The organism is Spirosoma areae, assembly GCF_054781775.1.
The window spans coordinates 449,444-466,369 of record NZ_BAAGTT010000040.1 but is presented as its reverse complement, the minus strand read 5'-3'; the positions used below and the strand labels follow the sequence as shown (position 1 = coordinate 466,369).

The following is a 16,926-nucleotide window of genomic DNA, read 5'->3' as shown; positions in this document are numbered from 1 at the left end:
GTGTACCTTTGCTGGTTAATTTAGTACCACTAACAGTTGCGTTTTAATGTTGCCCGAACAGTCCAGTCCTTTAGCGCTCAGTCAATTGCTCGACGCCCTGCCCGATTCCGTTATCTGGATGAAGGCCTTGCGGGATGAAAGCAACCGGGTCGTTGATTTTCAAATTGAATACGCCAATCAGCAGGCGCTGGCCGCAGCCAAAGACGTCTATCAGGTAAAAGTTGGCACACGGGTGCTGGCCGACAACCAGCATGACCGGGCGCTCATCGAAAAAAGCGTTGGGGAAATGGGTCTCGTGCTCGAAACCAACCAACCTCTGGAGTTCGACTATTTCAATACGAGGCTGCAAAGATGGTTCCTGATGAACTGGTCGAAAGTAGGCGATGGCATTCTGAGTGTTACGCGCGACATATCGGCTCTGAAAGCTGCTGAGCAGGCCAGCATAGCCCATCGAAATCAGCAGACCGATCTGCTGAACAGTGTACTGAACGGCTCCATCAACGGCATCATGGCTTTTGAGGCCATTCGGAACGAGACCGGCGTCGTTCAGGATTTTAACTGTCTGCTGGTCAATCAGGCTGCCTGCCGAATGGTCGGAAAATCGGCGGATGAGCTAACCGGTTCTACCTTGCTCACCCATTTTCCGGGTAACCGCCAAACGGGTCTGTTCGATAAATACGCGCACACCACAAACACCGGCGAACCAACCCGCACCGAAATCGACTATAAACACGACGGGCTGGATGTCTGGTTTGATATATCAGCGCAGAAACTCGGCGATGGTTTCGTGGTTACCTTTACCGATACATCGGTCATTAAGCGGGCGCAGCAACGCATCGAACAGTCGGCGGCCGACCTGCGAACCGTTATCGACTCGGCGCAGGTTGCTATTTTTCTGCTACATCCCGTTCGCAACGAGGCAGGTAGAATTGTGGACTTCTGGTTTAGGATGGCCAATCAGATGTTTGCCCACTACGTGAATCAGGAGCCGGATGCGCTCACTGGTAAATTGGTAAGCCACTGGTTTCCGTCCTATAAAACAAACGGCCTGTTCAGCCGGTACGTCGCTATTTATGAAACGGGACGAACGCAGCATTTTAGTTTTCATTTCAATGCTGATGGCATCGACATCTGGGAGAGCGTTACGGCCACTAAGCTTGGCAACGATGTGCTGGTTACGTTTTCGGATTATACGGAACTCAAAAAACTTCAGCAACGCCTGGAAGCATCAACGGCTGAATTGCAAACGATTATCGACACCAGCCAGACCGGCATTTTCCTGTTTAGCCCGGTGCGTACTAAAACGGGCGAGGTCATTGATTTTCGGTTTCGCGTAGCGAACCGGCAACTTGCGTCGTATGTGGGCCAGGAGCCAGACGCGGTCGTTGGAGCATTGGGCAGCAAGTGGTTTCCCGATTATAAAACCAACGGCCTCTTTGAAGCGTACCATAAAACCTACGCCACGGGGGAGCCGCAGCGGTTCGATTTTCATTACGATGGCAGCGGAATTGATGTCTGGCTCGATATTATGTCGACCAAAATAGGCGATGAAGTGCTCGTCACCTTTGGTGATTATACCCCCCTCAAGCTACTTCAGCAACAGTTGGAAAAATCGGTTGTCGAGCTACAACGGTCGAACAAAAATTTAGAGCAGTTCGCCTACGTCGCCAGTCACGATTTACAGGAACCTTTGCGTAAGATTCAGGCCTTTGGCGATATTATTCAGCAGGAATATGCCTCTGCCATTGGCGATCAGGGCTCCGACCTGATCCGCCGGATGCAGTCGGCAGCAGCCCGGATGCAGATGCTGATTAAGGACGTTCTGGCCTACTCCCGGACGGTTACCAAACGGGAAGCTATTGGCCCGGTCGATCTGAGTCGGTTAGTAACTGAGGTGCTGAGCGATCTTGATACCGTCATTGCCGACAAACAGGCTATCGTTCGGGTGGATCCATTGCCTACTGTGGGGGGCGATGCGGCCCAACTGCGCCAGCTTTTTCAAAACCTTGTCAGCAATGCGCTGAAGTTTGCAAAGCCTCAGGGGCAGGCTGAACCGCCAACGATTATCCTTACCACCCGGCGAATACGAGGGCGCGAACTGGTGGCCGCACCAATTTCTGCCAGTGACGCTGACCAGGAGTTCCACCTGATCAGCGTCGCCGATAACGGCATCGGCTTCGACCCCCGTCAGGCGGAACGCATCTTTCAGGTTTTTCAGCGACTACACAGCCGAAGCGCGTACCAGGGCACGGGGATTGGGCTGGCCATTGTTCAAAAAGTGATCGATAACCATCATGGCTATATTGTGGCCGAAGGCCGACCGGGTGAGGGCGCTACGTTTCGTGTGCTGCTGCCTGTGTGATTACACTTACCATCCCCGGACCCGTCGGACTGCTCCTAAAGCAGCAGGAGGTTGAGGTGGTATCTCTCAATCAATAAATAGCTTTCTTCCCCCTTAATTCATCAATTTTGCGTATCTGTTCGTTACTTTGGCGACAGAATCAACCGGAAATTTCCATGCGTACTTTCATTTTGCTGTTTTTTGGGCTGGCGGCATGTTCCTGCAAACTCACTGTACAAAGTGTTTTTGATACCAATTTTACCACCGAGCCAACGGCTACACCGGTTGCTCCCGGCCAGATTGACGAAGCGTCGGGCATGGTCGACAGCCGAAGTCAGCCCGGTAATCTTTGGATTGAGCAGGACAGTGGCAGCCCGGCGGAACTGGCACTGCTGGGCTACGATGGCAAAGTGAAAGGGAAACTAAAAGTGCCTACGCTTGCTAACCGCGATTGGGAAGAACTGGCCATTGGGCCGGGGCCAATCGACGGAACGAATTACATCTACATCGGCGAAATAGGCGATAACAACGCCCAGAATCAGACCTGCCAGATTTACCGGATTGCCGAACCCGCTTCGCTGCAAACGACAATTACAAAGATTGACCGCATCGATTTCCGGTATCCCGATGGCCCCCGCGATGCCGAAGCGATGTTTGTCGATCCCAAAACAAAAGACATTTATATTATCTCGAAACGGGAGGAAAAAGTCCATCTCTACAGCCTGCCGTATCCGCAGAACACGAGCGAACTCATTACGGCTCAGGCACATGGCGAATTGCCATTGACATTTGTGACCGGGGCCGCCATTTCGCCCGATGGCAGCGAGATTATCATACGAACGTATACACAGGTCGTTTACTGGAAACGCGAGGCTAACAAGACGGTTCCCGACGCGCTGCAATACGGTACCAGCCGCCAGTTGGTGGTTCGGTCGGAAACGCAGGGCGAAGCCATTTGTTTTGACAAAGAAGGCAAAGGGTTTTTTACCATTAGCGAACGAGCCAGCGCTTCGTCGGTAAATCTGTATTATTATGCCAAAAAATAGTCAATAATAGTCAGTCGATAGTCGTTGGTGACGGGCGTATGAATTCTGCACACATCAGCCACGAACGACTATTGACTGACTATTATTGACTGCTGACCTATGGATTCATCAATACTGATTATCGTTCTGAGTCTGTCGGTGTTGATTTCCTATGCGTTTGACTTATTCAGCAGCCGGTTTAAGACTCCCTCTGTTTTATTATTGCTGGTGCTGGGAATGCTCACCAAACAGGCGACGGACTATGCCGGGGTTCAGGTGCCTTATGTTAATGCCATTCTGCCCACGCTTGGTACGCTGGGGCTGATTCTGATTGTGCTGGAAGGCGGGCTTGATCTGGAACTCCATGCCGATAAGCTAAGCCTGATTCGCCGAACGCTGCTGGCATCCCTGCTGTCTATCGTTGGCGGCACGCTGATTATGGCCGGCGTTCTTTACCTGCTCCTGAACGACTCCTTTTATCATTGCCTGATTGCCGCCCTGCCCTTTTCCATCATTAGCAGCACCATAACGGTACAAACAGTAGCGACCCTGTCGGTTGGGCAGCGGGAGTTTGCGACCTACGAATCGGCTTATGCCAGCATTTTGGGTATAATGGCCTATAACTTTCTGTTACTGAGCCGCGATTCGGTTCTGGGAGCGGTGTGGTCATTTACCCGCGATACGCTTGTGATGGCCCTGATTTCGCTGGCCTGTTGCTTTTTGTTACTCTATCTGATTGGGCGCATCAATCACCGGATCAAATTCCTGCCCATTATTTCGGTGCTCTTTTTAGTCTATGCGTTAGCCGAAATAAATCACCTGTCGTCGTTGCTGCTGATTCTGATTTTCGGGCTGTTCCTGAATAATACCGAGTTGTTTATTCGGGGTCGATTAAGCCGGGTACTGAAAAACGACTTGTTCGAGAAAGAACTGGATCAACTCAAAAACCTAACCGCCGAGGGCGCCTTTGTCGTTCGCACGTTTTTCTTTCTGATTCTGGGCTACGCGGCTACTCCCCGCGACCTGGTCGATGTAGACGCGCTGATTGTTAGTGTCTTATTTGGTATTCTTATCATTACCTGGCGCTGGATAACCCTTCGGCTCACCTACCGGGGCGTATCGAGTCCGCTGCTTTGGATTGCCCCGCGTGGGCTGATTACGATTCTGCTCTACCTGAATATTCCCGAAGACCTTCGGTTGGTAGGCTTCCGGGAGGGCATACCGATACTGGTCGTCGTGCTGACGTCATTAGTCGCTATGGCCGGGGTACTGGGAAGCAAAAGAATAGATAATGAATAATGCAGAATGACCAATAGGAATAGATTCTGCATTATTCATTATGCTTCACGTATCGCCAGAACCTCCAGAACGGGCGATTTTTAAGATACGTCAGGTTCTGATCGTTGGCGAAGGCTTCCCGCTCGAAGGAGATATTTCGGTAGGCCTGGTAATGAGTACGGTACTGAAACCGACGAATCATGTATTCGAGCACATACCAGATATAAAACGCAAAAATGCCGAACTCGGCCTGTTGACGCAGGTGAATTCGCTCATGATTGAGCAGGGTAGGGCTGGGGTTAGGCTGCCTTACCAAAATAAATGGAAATAAGGCCATGCCATCCGGGCCAAGTGACGGAATATGGACGACAAACATGCTGGCTACTTTAGCTGTGAGATGAGCACCTGCACAAAATTATCTATTTATAACTGAGTTGGTGGATTACGGGTATGACCATACTACTGATTGGTTTCTTTGTGGCTGGGTATGTGCTCATTACGCTTGAACACCCCATCAACGTCAACAAAACGGCGACGGCCCTCATCACGGGCGTCCTGTGCTGGACGGTGTATGCACTCATGAACGATGCGCCCGATTCGGTCGTGCAACACCTCGGCGAACACCTGGCCCAAACGTCCGAAATCCTGTTTTTTCTGCTGGGGGCCATGACGGTCGTCGAACTGATCGACGTTCACGATGGGTTCACCCTCATCACCGACCGCATTGCCAGCCGGAACATCCGCACACTGCTCTGGATAATAAGCTTGCTCACGTTTTTCCTGTCGGCCTTATTAGACAACCTCACCACCGCCATCGTCATGGTATCGGTAGCCCGTAAACTGATTCGAAACGCCGAGCAGCGACGCATCACGGCGGGGATGATTATTGTAGCGGCCAATGCGGGTGGCGCCTGGTCGCCCATTGGCGACGTCACAACAACGATGCTTTGGATTGGCGGGCAAATCACGACGGTCAACATCATGCGTATGCTGTTCCTGCCGAGTTTGGTGTCCATGCTGGTACCACTGGCTATGCTGATGCGGATGTACAAGTCCGACACGCAGGCGGTTACACTGACCAATAAATCAGGCATCAGCCGGCCGTATGTAACCCCTGCGGCCCGCCGGGAACGCCGGATTATGCTGGCTACAGGCTTAGGGGGCATGTTGTTCGTACCTGTTTTCAAGACCCTCACACATCTGCCGCCCTACATGGGCATGATGCTGGTGCTGGGCCTGATTTGGGTCGTGTCGGAACTGCTCCACAGCGACAAGGACGAGGCTGACCGGCAAAAGTTCACGGCGGCTTATGCCCTCAGCCGCATTGACGCGCCGAGTATCCTGTTTTTTCTGGGGATTCTGCTGGCCGTCGGGTCATTGGAAGCAACGGGGATTCTGCGTAGCCTGGCCGGATTGCTCAATGGGGGAGTGGGTAATTTAGACGTGATCGTGCTGCTGATTGGACTGGTGTCGGCGGTGGTCGATAACGTACCGATTGTGGCCGCAGCGATGGGCATGTATGACCTGCAAACCTACCCAACCGACGCCAAACTGTGGGAGTTTCTGGCATATTGTGCCGGTACGGGCGGGAGCTTACTGCTGATTGGGTCGGCGTCGGGCGTGGCCGTCATGGGCATGGAGAAGTTAGCCTTTGGCTGGTATCTGCGGAAAATCAGTTGGCTGGCATTGATCGGCTACGTTACCGGTGCGCTGGTGTATCTGGCCCAGTTCGCCCTGGTTAACAACAAATAAGTCAGGCTATTAAACGGCGTTGTTGTTTTGGCGTCTAAAGCTTACTTTTGACTAAAACCATTGACAAAACCATGAAAAAAATACTGTTTATCGCCTGCCTGCTAACGGCTTACTGGCAGTCGGCAGCGGCTCAGTCGACGCCAACCGCCGAGGAAGTAATCGGCAAATACATTACCGCCATTGGCGGAAAAGAGGCCCTCATGAAAGTGACTGACCTAACCACCACGATGTCGAGCGATGGGCAGATGGGCGCCATCCTGATTACCCGCAAGCAGAAACTGCCTAATAAGTTCTCGATGGTTATCAATGCCAACGGGATGGAAGTGATGAAGCAAACCGGCGATGGCTCAAAGGTGCTGATGGGCGGGATGCAGGGGAGCCGTACCATCGACGGCCCGGCGGCTCAGCAGATGACCCTGATGAGTACGCTCTTCCCGGAGGTACATTATACCGAAAATGGCGTGAAGTCAACCCTCGTTGGCCCCGAAAAAATAGATGGGAAAGACACCTACAAACTCAGCCATACGATAGGGGAGGGAGGGGCCGTCTGGACCGATTTCTTCGATACGGAAACGGGCCTGAAAGTGCAATCGATTACGACGAACAAATCGCCCCAGGGCGAAATGACAACGACGACCACCTATCTGGATTATAAAGACGTAAACGGCATCAAATTCCCGATGACGATTAAGCAACAGTCGCCACGCGGCCCCATGACCATGACCGTCGATAACGTGAAGATGAATAAAGGCCTGAAAGATTCGGATTTTACGGTGAAGTAAGTAACCTGCAGCGTGGACGGTCGGTCGCGCTGCCATTACAAAAAAGACCGCTGGAGAAAACCAGCGGTCTTTTCTGTTGAATGAAGTTTTATCCTGTTAGTGAACGATAACCCGCTGGGCTGCCCGGCGAACGCCCGCTTCGGCTTGTAAGAGGTACATACCGGCGTTAGCTTGTTGAATTGGCCACTCAAATTGTTTGCTGCCACTGAATGCCGGTATCTGAACATCCAGAATTGCTTTACCGGCTGCGTCGAGTAACCTGATACGCACCGTCGCGCGGTCGGGCTGGTCAATTTCTATGCGAAGTCGTTCACTAACTGGATTCGGTATCACGCGCACGGCAAGCGATATGTCTGGTTCCAGTGCGGTCAGGACAAAGGCAAAAACATCGGACGGTGGAGATACACAGCCATTTAGGGTCACAACCACAAAATAAGGATTGCTTTGGAAGGGTGTGAAGGTCGACGCTGTTGCATTCGGAATGGGTTGCCCGGTTGTCAAATTTGTGCCGCTGTACCATTGCACGCCCGATTGAGCACTACTCACCAAATTTCCTCCCGATGGCGTAATCGTTGGCTTGGGCGGCAATGGGTTTTGCGCTGTTAACGTCCCCGAAATAGCCGACGAACAGCGATTGTTGTCTGTTATCGTCACCGTAAATTCCCCTTCGGGTAAGCGCGTTACGCTGGGGCCTGTGCCCAGCGAGTCTGTTGGTTTTTTTGTCTGCCAGGCATACGTAAAGGGTGCCTGACCACCCGTAACCTGTACAGTCGCGCCCCCATCGCGCCCGCCCGCACAGTTCACATTTTTCAGATTTGCTACTGTCAGCGTTGCGGCTGTTGCATTTGAAATAGTCACCGTCAGCGAGGTTGGACAGCCCGCTTCGTCACGAACAAGTACAGGATACTGACCCGATGTGAGACTTCTGAACGTGTTGCCCGGCTGAAACCCCGACTGCCCTACCTGATACTGTTTTTGACCAATGCCGCCACTGCTGGTCAAGGCCACCGAACCGTCGGGGCAGGTGCAGCAGGAAGCCGCCTGCGTGGTGGCCTGTAGCAGCAATGGTTCCGCTTTCTTAACAGCTACTGATGTGTTGGCCGTACAGCCGTTTGCATCCTTCGCTACAACGGGGAATGACCCTTCGCGGATGTTGCCAAAGGCGCTGCCCGCCTGAAACGCCCGCGTGCCAACCTGATATTGATACGGGCTTGTTCCTCCATTGGCCGAAGCCGTTATAGATGCAGTACTGTCATTCACACAACTAACCAGGGTGGCCGTTGCAGAGACAATAAGCGGTGCCGGTTGATTGACCGTTATGTCGGCTTTGCCTTCACAACCGTTATCATCTTTCACAGTGATGGTGTACGTTCCGGCTTTTAAATCACTGAACGTATTGTTGGGCTGTTGCGAATTTTGCCCTAACTGATACTTGTAAGCACCGTTCCCTCCCGATGCCGCCACGCTGATTTTGCCTGAACTTTCCTCTGCACAACGGGCAGGTGTTGGTGTTAAGCTAACTACAATCTGATTGGGTGCTCCTACGTATGCATTGGTTGTGGCTGAGCAGCCTTTTCCATCAGTAGCCTTAAGAATGTACTCCGTATTGGCTTTTAGATTCTGAAACTGTCCATTGCTTTGATCTGAGCCGCCATTAATGGCATACTTGAAATTTCCATTACCACCCGTAGCTTCCACATTGACAGCCCCATCACTACCACCGGCGCATTTGGCGTTGACAGGGGCTTTTACCGAGAAGGTAATTGGGTCGGGCTGTTTGACTTCGACCTGAGTTTCGGCCTGGCAACCGGCCTGATCCCGTACCCTCACGGTATAGGTGCCTGCCCGAAGACCCGAAAACGAAGATGAGGATTGAAAGTCTGTTCGATCCAGCAGACTATATTTTTTGTCATCTAAGCCGCCCATAGCTGTCGCCGTAATCGACCCATTGGCGTCACCGGAGCAAGTAGCCGGCTGTGCCGAAGCGGATGCACTCAGCTTCGGACTAACCTGTAGCGAGACTGCACTGGATAAAGCAAATCCGCAGCCACTCGTTACGCGCACCTGATACGTACCATTGTCGGCCGTTGTGACATCGCTGATAATCAATTTTGCAGTTGTGTCAGAAGCTTGTACGGTTGTATTAGAGAGGGGTTGTCCATTACGCGACCATAGATAACTTATATTGCCGCTTCCAACTGCCGTTACGCCAAAAGATGCCTGACTTCCCTCGCACACTGCCGATTGATTGGGCTGTATAACGATAGCGGTTGTCGGATTGACCGAAATGGTCGTAGTTGCCTTTGCTCCCTCCACATTACTAATAACACAACTGGCCGAGTAGTCAGTTTTTTGCGTTGGATTCACCGTGATGGATGAACCAGACGCGCCGGTCGACCATTTTATGGTACCCGCACAATTGCCCGCCGTCAGCTTAACCGATTCATTGGGGCAAACTATATTTTTGTTGGCCGAGATTGTTGGCGCGCTTGGTGCGTTAACGGCGATGGTGATTTCGTTGGAGGGATCACTATTACAGCTAAGTAGAGGGCCTCGCCCAACATCCTTACAGGTGACTGTGTATCGAGTAGTTTGTGTTGGTGAGACAATAATCTGTGATCCTGTTTTTCCATCAGACCAAGAAAAATTACCCCCCGAGCAACTTCCTGTTGCTGTTAATGTTGCTGTTTGGCCAACTGTAAGATTATAATTGTTACTACTGATAGCCGGGGGCGTTATTTTCCAGACACTTATGTTCTTAGTAGTTGGATCGCTTTCGATTCCCTTTATTGTACATGTAGTATAAAAAACGGAGCTATAAAAATTAGAACCAGTATTGTTGGGAACTGTCGATAAAGGCACACTAACAAAGTTGTTACCAACAAAACTCTTATTATTATCATACCAGCGTATTACTCCTCCATCACAACCAGACGCTCCAAGAGTATAAGATGATTTATTACAATAAGTTAGATTGTCACTTGATACATATGGAGCCGATGGAAGTATTCTCAAAATATAATCTTCCGTTTCGCCGTAGGACATCACTGAGCAGGCATCAGTCGTTTGTGTGCGTATCCGCATTCGATAATTTCCGGCTACATTATTTCTAAGGGTAAATGTAAACGTAGGCGAGTTGTCTGATTTGATTAGCTCATCGCTGTCAAATGTCCCGTTACTATTATAGTCAATCCAGACAGCGTAATACGCCTGATTACTAATGCCGGTGTAGGTGCGGGAGTCATACTCATACGTATTGACTGTCATGTTGTAACTGTATCCGGTCGTTAACACAATCGGGTCATCTGTGCCACCGGCTGTTCGGTTAACAACGCCCGCGTAGCCTGCCTGCGAGCAGCCCGTACTGAAGGTGCGGTTATTCAGTGTCACATTGCTGATGTACAACCGTCGCTGAAGTGTGTTGCAGTCGACAAAGTTGTATTTGGGCGTACAATAGGATGCCTGCCCGAAGGAATAGCCGCTACTTAAAAGCAGGGAAACACACCACAACCAGGTGTAGGCGCGGGTTGGTAAAGAATGCTTCATACGGTGATGGATAGATTAGAGGACAAATACATAGCTAAAGAAGGTAAGTTATAGCGGTATATATCCGTAGACCGTAAAAGGTAAGTCCTTCTCTGAAGCCTTATTTACTAAGCGGTGTATTAGGGGGCACTTGACCTACAAATTCTTAATAAACTCCTCCAGCGCGTTCAGGTGCTCCGAAAACGCCTGCTGACCGGCTTGGGTAGCCGAGTAGGTGGTATTAGGCTTGCGCCCGATAAACTGTTTCTGCACGAGCACATAACCCGACTCCTCCAGTGCGCGCAGGTGCGTGGCGAGGTTGCCGTCGGTCAGGCCGAGCAGTTCTTTCAGCGCGTTGAAACTCATGAACTCATTAACCATCAGGACCGACATGATGCTTAGCCGCGCTTTGCTTTCAAAGGCTTTGTTAAACTGAGCCAGCAGGTCGGTTTTCATGGGTAGTTCGTTCATATTTGTAGTACATGGCCAGCCCATACACAATGTGCAGGACGCCGAATCCAATGGCCCAGGTCAGCAGGTTATAACCCGGCAGAAACAGCGACAGCAGTCCCAGCCCAATCTCGCAGTACGCCAATGACTCCACATCCCGAAGCGTGTATTTACTGCCGTTAAGCAGGGCCAGCCCATAAAAAATAAGTGTTGCCGGAAAGGCCAGCCAAATCAAATTGTAGTAGAGCAGGGCTAAGCAAAAAACGCCCCCCGTTGCCAGGGGCACGGCCATCGCCCAAAGCAGCCGTTTCGACGGTTGGTTCCAGACCGTTTGCCCCTGCCGCCGGGCTTTCCGAACGGTAAAATACGTGCCCGATACCAGGGCCAGCACCAGCACAACAGCCGCAACCGTCACTAAAAATCCGACCACCGACTGATGGGTTACGTCGTCATATCGTTGCAGCCGGTCATAATTCAGCGCGGTGAGCCAGTTGGTTCGCAGGCGCATGTACACAACGGTCGCCCCTGCCAGCGCAACAACACCCGCCGAGACGCCCGATAAGCCGCTCAGTGACAGAAATTTAGAGGAACGCTCCATCAGGCTGCGGATTTCCGTCAGCGTTTGCAGGTGTTCGCGGGATTCGTGCATGATCAAAGAGCGAAAGAATGAATGAGTGAAATCGGACCGCCGAAGCGGAGCGAGACTGGAACTGTGCAAAAGGTAGTTTATTGGTGATGTAGTGAACTGATTTCCAACAACCTGCCGCCGAGGATAACAAGCCCAACAAGGGCGGCCGTAATAGCTAACATCAGCACAGCCCCCGACGACAAATCTTTAATGGCTTTGATTTGCGGATGCAAACCGGGCGACACAAAATCGCATAACTTCTCAATAGCCGTATTGAACGCTTCGGCGGCCCAAATTAAGCCAATTTGCGTCAGAATAATAGCCCACTCGACCCGGCTGAGTTCCAGAAAAAAACCGGCCGCAATCACCAGTCCGGCAACCAGCAAATGTACTTTGGCATTGTTCTCGAAGCGGAACAAATCAACAACGCCCTGCCCGGCAAACCGGAAACTGCGCCCCACTTTACGAAGGTCAATCATTGGGCAAACATAGCGTTAAAATAAGCGAATTTTAGTACGCTCAAACTGCCGCCCATCAAGAACGTCGCCCATGAGTATGGCTCCCCGAACTTGTAGATACGGTTTCCGGACAGTTTTGGGGAGGTCGAAAACCAACTGGGTTGAGTCGGTGTGGCCCGCTGGTGTTTTGTACTGGTCATGCCAGCCGAAGGGTTGCAGAGTATTTAACTGTTGCTGTGCATTGGTCTGATTTTCAAACACCTGCCCACTGGCATCGGTAACGAAAGCCGTTGTGTTTGTCCACTTATGATCGACCCGTTTGGCCTGATTATCCACCTGAAAGGTGACAATCCAGAAACGGCCTCTGGGTTTTAACGTACCAAGAGTGTCCCGCACATTAACCTGCTGAACAGAATACAAAAAGTCATCGTGTAAAATGGGGTCAGCCAGCCCTATCTCCTTCTCGTGAGCTGTTTGGCAGGCGTTCAACACCACCGCCATAGTCAATACGACAAGTAATGGTCTCATCTATCAATTGATTTTACGTTGTTAATTCGTCCTGCGTTTGGTTGTCATGCTCAACGTACCAGTAAAAGGCTACGTACACAATAACCAGCACGAAACCATAGGCGACTGTCAGTTTCAGGCTCAAATGGTCGTGGTAGGAGTGAGCGATGGCCCGCGTGAGTAACCAGGGCTTCGTCAGGATGTCCCAACTGTTCCAGCGGCCAAACCGACCCAGGTAAATGCCAAACCCGGCCAGCACCTGACTCCCCAGAATCAGCGCCCAGGCCAGCCACTGACCCGCCAGCGGCCTAAGCATTCGATGCACAATCAGCACAGAGTACAAGCCTGTCAGTAAGCCCGTTAGCGCGAACAAAAAGATGGTCATGGTGTCGAACCAGAGCAACGGATTATCGACATGCCGGATGTGAAACAGGTCGGTGATGATGTAGGGTGCGTTTGGAAAAAAAACCAGCCAGGTCAATAGCCCCGTACCCAGCAACCATCGACTGCGGAAGCCGGACAGCCTCAAATCGCGCAGCACCAGCACAACCCCCAGCGGAAACCAGGCCAGAAACAGGTTCCAGGTGAGCATGACGAAAAACCACCAGTTGCCGGTTAGCAGGCCCCGCACCGTAACTAAACTTAATCCGGCTATCGTCAGCAGCGTTAAGGCCATCAGTCCTTTGCCGGGTCGGGCGTCTTGGGGCGAAAGAGTGCCGGGTGTATAAGCGGGGAAAAAGGATTGTTCCATTATTACAAAAGTACTTTGTTGTACAAAGTAAACAATGAATAAGGTAGCCATCAAGCGAACGGGTGAAAATATTTTTTATCGGTTTAGGATAAATTCGATTTGCTGACGGAACCAAGTTGTCTGAACGAGTCGCTTTTTGTCCAGATTCAAACGTGTCAGGTAGGTTTTATTGAAGGCGTCTTTCATGTCAAAGTATTTATAAAACCGCTCAAACTCGTCGCTTTGCAGGTCATCGACAATGGTATCGGGCGTTTTGTCCATCATATCACCCGTTTTTAGTTCTTCGTATGAACGGGAGGATTTTAAGTTTAGCAACAGGGAGTTAAACCGCTCCTTCTTCTGCCGCAGGATTTCCGCTCCATAAGCAGCCTTGTCAAAATCAGGATGGTTTAATTCTGTAATGTTATCGGGGTGGTAAACGTAATTTTCGAAATCGTAATATCGCAGAATGCGATAATTCAGATGCAACTTCTCAATACGGTCAATCTCCGTATCCGATAAATAGTCACGGTCACGGAGGGCATAATAGCGAGCATCATTTTTCGCTTGCAGAAACAGACTTCGAACGTCTTTCATCCCCACGAACAGCGTATCAGGCAAAGCCAGCAGGTTGTAATACTCATCATTCTGATTCTCACACAATACGATTTTCTTGCCCTTCATAATCTCAAACAACATCTCTTTGGGAACGGCAATGTCGTACACGTCTAACCGCTCTTTCGGTTGTGGGAGCAGCGTTTGCGGCTGGTCGAAATCGAGGTCATCAAAATCAATGATGACACCCTTGTCGTATTTGCGGGCGTAGTCAATGAACCCCAGCGAGTGCGAGGCCGTCCAAAGTTGACAATTTTCGGGAATCCAAGTTTCCGTAATTTCTTTGAGCAAATTGAATTGCAGTTTGGTATCCAGATGCAGGTCAATTTCATCGAAGAAGTAAACGGTATCGGTGAACTGATCCCGACGGACGAGCAGGTTTAACAGAATATTTAGCACTTCTTTCTCGCCTGCACTCAGATAATCGTAAGGAATTTCTGAATTGCCTTTACGAAAATTTATCTGGGCAGGCTTTCCTTCTAAAGGAGGTAATATTTCAAATAATGATAACGTAGTGTTATTTGTGGCCCCAAAAATTTGCTTAAAGGCATTATTAATGGCCCCAATGTATGTTGCTCTTATTTGTTCAGCAGAAGAGTTATCTCTGAATAATTCACGTAAAATCTGACCTGATATACGGTCGATGTCATTCTCAAACCTGTTCTCACGATCAATAAAGTTTAAAGGTCTATCTGAGTCATTTTCAATATCAAATGAATCGTCAGTTTGCCTTCTCACTAATCTCGAAACCTGTCGAAAACTGGTTCGTCCGTAAAACGAACCGCCATCAAATATAGGATCACTCAATGCTGAAGAATTGATGATGTGCTTTTTTGAATCGGCAGTAGTAACTGAAAGAGAGTAAGACTGGTTTCTGTCCTTCACTCGATCTACTACTCTGCTTGATATCGCTATAGCAATACCTCGTTGTCCACTTCTGCTCACACGTGACGTATCTACTTTCGAAGCACTATTAAACACCTCAAACGCATCAAACACCGACGACTTCCCTGATCCGTTCGACCCAATGAGGAGCACCAGTTTAGCATCGGCAGGAATACCGTCGATGGTTAGGTCTGTGAAGCGTTTAAAATTCTGGAGTTCTACCTTGGTAATGTGCATACTTCAAAGTTGAAAAATTCCGGTTGTACTTAGGCCATTCGCTGCCTTCCTGATAACGAGAATAGGTTGAAGAAATCAATCGCGACAAGAAATTTTTTGTATACTAACTATTAATTATGGTTTATAAAATAGACGTTAATGGACTTTAATTTGAACTAACTGTAACAAAGGCAGAGATTTCTGTATTTTTATAGCATAATAGTAAGTAAAAGTACCCGCCTGAATTAAACTAATCCATTTATCCTCAGTCTAAACGTTTCTTAACAACCCCATAATCTACTCATGCCCGTCTGGAACGCCGATAACGCCCGACACCTGCTCGCCCGCGCGTTGTTCGGCTATACGCGAAATGATCTGAGCAGGGCCTTGTCGTATGCGTCGGCGGCTGATTTCGTCAGTAAAGAATTGCTGGCCGATTTGCCACTCCCCGCGCCCCCTAATGCCTGGGTTACCGAAGCGCCGGTGGCCAACGACCCAAATACCGGTACCCGCTACACCGAGTTGACCACCTGGTGGCTGAAACAAATGCTGACGGAAGGCACCTCGATGCGCGAGAAAATGGTGCTCTTCTGGCACAATCATTTCGTGTCGGACCGGGAAAAAGTCAACTACCCGCAGCACATGTATCAGCAGAACGACCTGTTTCGGACGTATGCGTTCGGGGATTTCAGGCAGTTTGCCAAGGACGTGACCATCAACCCGGCTATGCTGATTTACCTCGATGGGCGGCAGAATAACAAAAATGCCCCCAACGAAAACTATGGCCGGGAACTGATGGAACTCTTTACGCTCGGCATCGGCAACTATACCGAAACCGACGTGAAGCAGGCCGCTTTAGCCCTGACCGGCTGGCGCGTCGATGGCTTGAAACCCACGTTTAACAAAGCCAACTTTGCCGATAAAGACAAAACCTTTCTGGGTAAAACCGGCAACTTCACCTATACCGACATTGTCGATATTATTCTGACCAAAAACGAAGCGGCAGAATTCATCTCCCGAAAACTCTACAAAGAGTTTCTCTTCTACAAACCCAACGAGGTGTTTGTGAAAGAAATGGCTGATGTGTTTCGCAAAGCAAATTATAACATCCGGGCGGCACTCCAGTTTTTGCTGACCTCCGATGAGTTCTACAAACCCGAATACCGGGGGGCGAAAATTAAAAACCCCGTTGAACTGTCCGTGGGCTCACTCAAGTTCCTGAATATCAGCAAGCCTGATTTTAACTACATCGCCGAAACCTCCCGAACGCTTCAGCAGTATTTGTTTTTTCCGCCCAATGTAGCGGGCTGGCCGGGGCAACGCGACTGGATCAGTTCGAACACCTACCCGGCACGGGGCGGCTTTTCGGACGCGCTGGTGAATGGCCGCAAAAGCAACGGACAGAATTTGTCGTTTAAGGTAATCCCGCTCGATTACGCCCGCAGCTTTAAAAGCTCGGAAGATGCTCCGCTCTTTGTGAAAGATGTTATTAGCCTGATGCTGGTTGTGCCACCAACGGCGACGAAAGAAAAACTGCTGTTAGACACACTCTTAGACGGAACCATTGTGAGTAACTGGTCTACCAATACGCCAATGGCCGACGTTCGTATTCAGAAATTTCTGAAAGCCGTTATGCGCCTACCTGAGTATCAACTCATTTAAAGAGCGAAAGAGTGAAAGAGCGAAAGAGTGAAATCCTCCGGTAGCCAGCCACTCTTCCGCTCTTTCACTCTT

Annotated in this window: 14 protein-coding genes; 6 read left to right on the top strand and 8 right to left on the bottom strand. The window is 50.2% G+C overall.

The annotated features are described in order from the left end of the window. Nucleotides 1-46: 46 nt before the first annotated feature. From ACYVI1_RS25525 to ACYVI1_RS25515, 3 genes are all read left to right on the top strand, one after another. Nucleotides 47-2,362, top strand: a complete 2,316-nt coding sequence (locus ACYVI1_RS25525; RefSeq protein ID WP_460913768.1) for a PAS domain-containing sensor histidine kinase — start codon at nt 47-49, stop codon at nt 2,360-2,362. 155 nt (nt 2,363-2,517) lie between these two features. Then, complete coding sequence (locus ACYVI1_RS25520; RefSeq protein ID WP_460913767.1) at nt 2,518-3,387, top strand: PE-PGRS family protein; 870 nt, start codon at nt 2,518-2,520, stop codon at nt 3,385-3,387. Nucleotides 3,388-3,486: 99 nt separating this feature from the next. Then, nucleotides 3,487-4,665 carry a cation:proton antiporter gene (locus ACYVI1_RS25515; RefSeq protein ID WP_460913766.1) on the top strand — a complete coding sequence of 393 codons (1,179 nt, stop codon included), beginning with the start codon at nt 3,487-3,489 and terminating at the stop codon, nt 4,663-4,665. A 31-nt stretch (nt 4,666-4,696) separates the two neighbouring features. Here ACYVI1_RS25515 and ACYVI1_RS25510 read toward each other — a convergent pair whose 3' ends face one another. After that, complete coding sequence (locus ACYVI1_RS25510) at nt 4,697-5,020, bottom strand: hypothetical protein (protein WP_460913765.1); 324 nt, start codon at nt 5,018-5,020, stop codon at nt 4,697-4,699. A 74-nt stretch (nt 5,021-5,094) separates the two neighbouring features. Between ACYVI1_RS25510 and nhaD the strand changes: the two genes are divergently transcribed. Continuing rightward, entirely contained in the window at nt 5,095-6,396 is a 1,302-nt protein-coding gene (gene nhaD / locus ACYVI1_RS25505; protein ID WP_460913764.1) for a sodium:proton antiporter NhaD, read from the top strand. A 71-nt stretch (nt 6,397-6,467) separates the two neighbouring features. Further along, nucleotides 6,468-7,178 carry a LolA-like protein gene (locus ACYVI1_RS25500; protein WP_460913763.1) on the top strand — a complete coding sequence of 237 codons (711 nt, stop codon included), beginning with the start codon at nt 6,468-6,470 and terminating at the stop codon, nt 7,176-7,178. Between the two features lie 96 nt (nt 7,179-7,274). On the opposite strand, the gene ACYVI1_RS25495 is transcribed toward ACYVI1_RS25500, so the two are convergent. The 7 genes from ACYVI1_RS25495 to ACYVI1_RS25465 all read right to left on the bottom strand — a co-directional run bounded on the left by ACYVI1_RS25495 (nt 7,275) and on the right by ACYVI1_RS25465 (nt 15,213). Next, nucleotides 7,275-10,724 (bottom strand): T9SS type A sorting domain-containing protein, encoded by a 3,450-nt coding sequence (locus tag ACYVI1_RS25495; protein ID WP_460913761.1) that lies wholly within the window; start codon nt 10,722-10,724, stop codon nt 7,275-7,277. A 135-nt stretch (nt 10,725-10,859) separates the two neighbouring features. Next, complete coding sequence (locus tag ACYVI1_RS25490) at nt 10,860-11,159, bottom strand: winged helix-turn-helix domain-containing protein (protein ID WP_460913760.1); 300 nt, start codon at nt 11,157-11,159, stop codon at nt 10,860-10,862. Further along, nucleotides 11,131-11,802, bottom strand: coding sequence for a hypothetical protein (locus ACYVI1_RS25485; RefSeq protein WP_460913758.1), 672 nt, complete (start codon nt 11,800-11,802; stop codon nt 11,131-11,133). Before ACYVI1_RS25485 ends, ACYVI1_RS25490 begins: the two co-directional genes overlap by 29 nt. A gap of 77 nt (nt 11,803-11,879) precedes the next feature. Then, nucleotides 11,880-12,260, bottom strand: coding sequence for a diacylglycerol kinase family protein (locus ACYVI1_RS25480; protein WP_460913756.1), 381 nt, complete (start codon nt 12,258-12,260; stop codon nt 11,880-11,882). A gap of 15 nt (nt 12,261-12,275) precedes the next feature. After that, nucleotides 12,276-12,767 (bottom strand): hypothetical protein, encoded by a 492-nt coding sequence (locus tag ACYVI1_RS25475; RefSeq protein WP_460913755.1) that lies wholly within the window; start codon nt 12,765-12,767, stop codon nt 12,276-12,278. Between the two features lie 13 nt (nt 12,768-12,780). Then, the gene (locus ACYVI1_RS25470) at nt 12,781-13,497 is read right to left on the bottom strand and encodes a DUF1361 domain-containing protein (RefSeq protein WP_460913753.1); all 717 of its coding nucleotides are present in this window, start codon (nt 13,495-13,497) and stop codon (nt 12,781-12,783) included. Between the two features lie 75 nt (nt 13,498-13,572). After that, a complete protein-coding gene (locus tag ACYVI1_RS25465; protein ID WP_460913752.1) occupies nt 13,573-15,213 on the bottom strand; it encodes an AAA family ATPase in 1,641 nt (546 codons plus the stop codon). A 282-nt stretch (nt 15,214-15,495) separates the two neighbouring features. Between ACYVI1_RS25465 and ACYVI1_RS25460 the strand changes: the two genes are divergently transcribed. Next, nucleotides 15,496-16,854, top strand: coding sequence for a DUF1800 domain-containing protein (locus ACYVI1_RS25460; protein WP_460913751.1), 1,359 nt, complete (start codon nt 15,496-15,498; stop codon nt 16,852-16,854). The last annotated feature ends 72 nt before the right edge of the window (nt 16,855-16,926 follow it).